4 protein-coding genes and 1 pseudogene are annotated in these 5,705 nt (G+C 57.1%); all 5 read left to right on the top strand.

The features are described from left to right. Positions 1 to 380: pseudogene (locus tag EP376_RS22470) on the top strand (recombinase family protein); the annotation flags it as partial. A 134-nt stretch (positions 381 to 514) separates the two neighbouring features. Next, a complete protein-coding gene (gene repA, locus EP376_RS22465) occupies positions 515 to 1,708 on the top strand; it encodes a plasmid partitioning protein RepA (RefSeq protein ID WP_127657705.1) in 1,194 nt (397 codons plus the stop codon). Next, complete coding sequence (repB, locus tag EP376_RS22460) at positions 1,692 to 2,621, top strand: plasmid partitioning protein RepB (RefSeq protein WP_127657704.1); 930 nt, start codon at positions 1,692 to 1,694, stop codon at positions 2,619 to 2,621. The genes repA and repB overlap by 17 nt, the downstream gene beginning before the upstream one ends. Positions 2,622 to 2,834: 213 nt before the next feature. Beyond that, a complete protein-coding gene (gene repC / locus EP376_RS22455) occupies positions 2,835 to 4,046 on the top strand; it encodes a plasmid replication protein RepC (RefSeq protein ID WP_127657703.1) in 1,212 nt (403 codons plus the stop codon). Between the two features lie 1,126 nt (positions 4,047 to 5,172). Further along, positions 5,173 to 5,643 carry a hypothetical protein gene (locus EP376_RS22450; protein ID WP_127657702.1) on the top strand — a complete coding sequence of 157 codons (471 nt, stop codon included), beginning with the start codon at positions 5,173 to 5,175 and terminating at the stop codon, positions 5,641 to 5,643. Positions 5,644 to 5,705: the final 62 nt, after the last annotated feature.

Genomic DNA, 5,705 nt, shown 5'->3' with positions numbered 1-5,705 from the left:
AAACCGCGCAGGATTGGGTGCCCCACGTGCGACGCCTACGGCCGGATTTGGCCTGGGAAGATGTTTTACGAATCATTAATGGCCCCCTGCCCCACGACCGGCACTGGACCCAAAGCCGCCTACTCCGTGCTGTGAAAGCCTATGTCCGCGACGGGTTTCTACCAGATGCAGTGCTGGGCCGCGCCGGACGCCGCGAAACCGATGACCGTCTGCCATCTATCGTGGCTGCCATCAAAGGCTCGGACCCCGAAATCACACTGCAGGCGATCTGCGACCGGCTGGAATCGATGCGTGAGCGCACCCCTCGAGGCCGCACTAGCTGGCAGCCGTCTTCGGTCAAAATGCTGCTTGAGCGTGCGGAAAAGTTGGGGCTCCTCTGAACACGACACTTGTGTTGGCCAAACGGATTGCCACTAAATCTAGAAAGTGCTTGCACGAATCTGGCTGGTCGGGCAATAGTCTCGAAAAATAACGCGCGGTCACATAAAAAACGCGCCCACGGATCGGGGCAGACATGAGCGAAGCAGTACAGGATCTAGATATCGCCATCGGGCACTACGCGGAACTTCTCGCGTCGAACCTGCATGCTCAGCGAGCTGCACACTTCCCACCGGATGCAAAGAAGGTGATGCGCACTTTGACCAGCGGCGAAGCTGCTGAGCTCCTTGGCGTCGACCATACCTATCTTCGGAAGCTTCATCGAGAAGGAAAGATCGTTGACGTCGAGACGACGGCTGGAAGTCATCGCCGTTATACGCTCGACGATATCTGGGAAATCCGGCAGACGCTTGAAGGAAACGCAAAAAAGTCTGGAACTTACGTGCCCGGACGTCGCGACGGTGACGAGCTTCAAGTCATTTCAGTTGTGAACTTCAAGGGCGGGTCCGGCAAAACGACGACATCTGCTCACCTCGCTCAGCGCTTGGCGCTCAAGGGGTACAGGGTTCTTGCGATCGATCTCGACCCCCAAGCATCTTTTTCGGCTCTTCATGGAATCCAGCCGGAACTCGACCTCATGGAGGGCGGGACCCTCTATGATGCCGTTCGCTATGACGATCCGGTTCCGATCGCCGAAGTGATCCGCAAGACCTACATCCGCGGCCTTGATCTTATCCCGGGCAACCTTGAACTCATGGAGTTCGAGCACGAGACGCCTGCTGCAATTCAGCGAGGCGGAGCGAAGGCGTTCTTCGCGAGAGTTCATGACGCACTCGATAGTGTTGAAGCGAACTACGACGTTGTTGTGATCGACTGTCCGCCGCAGCTTGGCTTCCTGACCATGTCTGCCCTATCCGCGTCCTCAGGGGTCCTGGTTACGGTCCACCCGCAGATGCTCGACCTCATGTCCATGTCGCAGTTCCTGCGGATGACGGCCGACCTGTTGGGCGTGATCCGCGATGCAGGCGCCAACCTGCGGTTCGATTGGCTGCGCTTTTTGCCAACGCGATACAAAGTCGGCGACGCGCCACAAACCGAAGTCATCGCTTTCATTCGCGGGCTTTTTGGGAGGTCGGTCCTGACCAACCACATGGTTGAGTCGACCGCGATTTCTGACGCCGGCTTGACCAAGCAAACGCTCTACGAAGCTGACAAGAAGGACTTCACGCGTCAGACGTTTGATCGTGCGATCGAATCTATGAACGCAGTGAACGATGAGATCGCTGAAATCATCCAGAACACATGGGGGCGGAATGGCAAGAAAGCCTAAACTTGGCCTGCCGCTGCAGACCCTTCGCAACGCTCCTGACGCTCTTGAAGGGCGCCGACTGCGTGGCGGTGTATTTGAGATCGATCCGGCGCAGATTGTTACCGAAGGCCGCTTTGATGACAGGCTTCAGATCGAAGTTGAGGGCCTGAAGAACTCTATTTCCAAGAACGGTCAGCGTGTGCCTGTCTTGGTCCGCCCACTGGAAGGCGATCGCTACAACCTGATCTATGGCCGTAGACGCTTGGAAGCATGTCGTGAACTCGGTATCAAAGTTCGAGCCATCGTCACAGAGGTTGAGGGTGATCAAGCGCTTCGAGATCAGCTTCTCGAGAACCAAGAGCGTCGTGATCTGAGCTTTATTGAACGTGCGCTTGTTGCGACAGCGCTTTTGGACGGTGATCATCTGGAAGGGGCTGAGCGCACCAATCGAGGTGTCGCCGAAGTCCTTAACCTCCACGAAGCTGGGGTTTCACAACTCTTGAGTGTCGTTCGGACGGTCGGCGAGGAACTCATCCAGGCGATTGGTGCAGCTCCCGGGATTGGTCGCCCGAGATGGGAAGAGCTCAAAAAAGCCTTGGGTGCCTACGACGGTGATCGAGCCCAACTGCAAGCCGTAGCTCATGCAGCAAAGTCCGAAAGTTCCGGCTCGGTCGATGAGGTTTCTGAGCGTGCGTTTCTCGCAGTTCTGGCAGCTGCGAAGAGCGCAGAGAAGAAAGCAAGCCCGTCTAGAAAAGATGTGCCTGCTTTGGCGATCCCCGGTGTCGGAGCTGCGACGGTCAAGACCGGCCGCCAAGGCAAGCAGCTTAAACTCGATCTGACTACGGATGAACCTGAATTTGTCAGCTGGTTGGAGGGCAATGCCTCAAAGCTGATTACCGAGCTTCATGAGCGCTGGAAGCGTTCAGGAGATTGAGGAAGAGCAACCAACAAGAAGGAGGCACGATACAGGCAAAAAGAAAAAGGCCCCGAGAAGCTAGCTTCACGAGACCTTTGTAAGGTTTCGCACCGGGATCAGCCCGCTACAAAATCTCAGTTTTCGCACTTCTGAATGTAGCGTTCTGGCCCCTACCCCGCAAGCGCAAAGCGATTCGCGGGCCCTAGAATTTTTGTCTTCGTGGACATTTTCATGGAGTACACACCAATCTCGCCGTTTATGCGGCCGATTTCGCACGCCCATTTGCGCGTCATTGAGCGACCCGAGGCATCTGTTCCAGCCAGACCCGTTAACAAGTGGGAACTCCTGCGCGAGCTCTCCAAGGCGCAAGCGGCCTTTGGGGTCTCGGAACGTGATCTGACGGTTTTGCAGGGGCTCCTCAGCTTCTTTCCGGACGATGCGCTTGGCGGGAACGCCGAGATGGTCGTCTTCCCCTCGAACAAGGCGATCTGTGAGCGCCTGAATGGTATGCCCTGCTCCACGATGCGTCGTCACCTCGCGCGTCTTGTCGAGGCTGGCTTGCTCCAGCGGCGCGATAGCCCCAATGGGAAGCGCTACGTCCGTAAGCACGGCGAAGACCGCGTTGCCTTTGGCTTCGATCTTTCCCCGCTCTACTGTCAGTCCGAGGAGATAGCACGGGCCGCAGAGGCCGTACGTGAGGCTGAGGAGCGCGTCAGGCGCCTGAGAGAGGTCGTAAGCCTCATGCGCCGCGATCTCGCGGCCCTCGCCGAGTTCGGAGACGAGATGCAGCCAGGCCTAGGCTTCTGGGATCAGCTTCGCGATAGGGCTGCCCTCACAGCCCGCGCGCTTCGCCGCAAGCTTTCAGTTGAGGACCTCGCGGCCTATCGAGCCGACCTTGAAGCTCTCCTTGACCAGGCACGCAACATCATTGATGGCCCTGAAACAGAAGAAATGAACACCAATGATGCCCAATCTGAGCGTCACCATCATAATTCAAATAAAGAATCTATAGATCTTGAACCTGCTTTAGAAAGAAGCGGAGCGGAGGCGGGTGTGCCAGATGTGGATACGAATGAGCCGGTGGCTGACGTTGATGAACAGGACACAAGACACCCGCCAAAGATCCCGCTGCACCTAGTGATCGCGGCATGTCCCTCGCTCAAGACCTTCTACCAAGGTGAGATCCGGCATTGGCATCAGCTCTTCGATGCGGCGTGCCATGTGCGGCCAGCCATGGGCATCAGTGCGTCTGCATGGGAAGAAGCACAGCGGTTCATGGGTCCGGAGCAAGCGTCGATCGTCGTTGCTGCCATGCTGGAACGCTTCGCCGACATAAGATCGCCTGGTGGATACTTGCGAGCTCTGACTGCCAAAGCTGCGGCAGGCGAGTTTTCCTGTGGCCCAATGGTCATGGCATTGATTGGCCGGCGGAACGCGGCTTAACAGCTGTTAAACTCCGATCTCGTGCGGCTGGCATGGCATAACTTAACAGCTGTTAAGTAGGCTCTCGGCACACAAACGGTGTTCGAGAGAGAAAAGTTAGGGGGTTGAGGTGTGGCGGTATTTGAGATCGTGAAAGTGGCTTTTGCCTTCGTCGCGGCGAAGATCTGATGACGAGGGCATCCGGATCATCATGGTAAACCTCAGCTGGTGACCATCGCTGCTAGTAGCGCAAAGGCGGCGAGTGAAGAACATACAGAGCGTTGCGCTGTAGCCAACCTAGTAGTTGCGCGCCTCCGCGGCCCCTGCCCTTTTCGATGTCTGAGATCTGATGATGAATACCCTCAACAATTGGTTCTACGCTATCCGGCGCCTGCTGACGGCGATTTGGGTCCTGGCCTCGGATATTCCCTTGGCCTTCATCGGTGCTAATGCCTGAGAGGTAGGTTGTGGATGTCTGTTGCATGATATCGTAGCTACGGGCCGTAGCGCACAAGGAGCAGACGATGGATGGTTGCCAGAACCGTTTGACCAAGGGCTCGATCCTCGAATTCCCGCACGCGGGGAGCCGGTAACTTCTCAGTCACTTCGACAATGGCGACATGGCCAGCGAGGCAATCGGTTCCTCAAGCGCAGCAGCTGGTTGCCAGCGGTCCCGCGTTCCACTGATTTGGTCGTAGTGGACGGCGAGGACATCGCAGAACAGCGGGTGCAACTTAATCTCTTGATTTCATGACACCCGAACTCTTCAAAAGAGTGCTTTGATGTTGGCTGCGGAATGATCTGATCCATCCGGTGGATGAAAGCGATTTAATAACAATGGGTTATTGTTTTTTAGTGTTCGCGATGGGAAATTATGCCCATAACAGCCATCATCGACATGGTTTCCCTTTCCAGGGTGCCGATCCGCTACATCGGCGGGAAGCCAAAGCATCAGCACGCTTTATGAAGAAGTTGGCAGTTGCGGGCCGATTGAGCGGTTTGGGCTATCTCGTGAAGAAGGAGCCGCCACAGGTCTAGCCGATGGGCCCTGTGGAAGTTCTGATCCCGTCGTACCAGTACAGTTCGGTGGCGGTTGGGTGTTTCATGGGTTTGGTCCACGAAAAGTGAAAGTGTTNAGGGCATTCCGATGCAAACAGGTGTCTTGCGCGTGCTCCGCGCAACCGCAGCCTCTTGGTGGCGGCATAGAGAGCTGCGCCGAACCGGCGAGAAGGATCTGGCACGGCAGCTCGAGCGGACAGCCGTTCTCCGCGATCTCGGCTATCTCAAGCAGGCCGCGTCATTGCCAAATGCGCATGTGATCTGCGGAGACGGCGGGACATTCCTCCATCTCGGTTGGATCACCGTGTCGACTCTCGCGCCTATCGAGCGCTTCCCCCTGGCCGTGCTTGCGGTCGCACGAGGGACGCCGTTCATCGATATCCGACCCATCAGAGATGTCATCGCCTTCGCCAACCTGCCGCGGGCGACGCGGGACGGATCGCTCGACCCTGAGCATTCGGGTGCTGGCAAGTGCGTCTCGCTGACCACCTACATCGAAAAGGTCGAAGGGCTCGGCGCCAGGATCGCCAACGATCCGCGCCTCCGCCAGTCAACCTGATCGCCACTTACTCTCACCAAGACTCGAAAGGAGGCCAGCCATGGCCCGATCCCGCACGCCCA

Origin of the sequence: Alexandriicola marinus, from assembly GCF_004000435.1 — a bacterium.
Classification (GTDB): domain Bacteria; phylum Pseudomonadota; class Alphaproteobacteria; order Rhodobacterales; family Rhodobacteraceae; genus Alexandriicola; species Alexandriicola marinus.
This window is presented reverse-complemented; position numbering and strand designations above follow the sequence as displayed.

Coding starts and splice junctions, on each gene's coding strand:
- repA (WP_127657705.1), top strand. CDS start 515: ATGAGCGAAGCAGTACAGGATCTAGATATCGCCATCGGGCACTACGCG.
- repB (WP_127657704.1), top strand. CDS start 1,692: ATGGCAAGAAAGCCTAAACTTGGCCTGCCGCTGCAGACCCTTCGCAAC.
- repC (WP_127657703.1), top strand. CDS start 2,835: ATGGAGTACACACCAATCTCGCCGTTTATGCGGCCGATTTCGCACGCC.
- EP376_RS22450 (WP_127657702.1), top strand. CDS start 5,173: ATGCAAACAGGTGTCTTGCGCGTGCTCCGCGCAACCGCAGCCTCTTGG.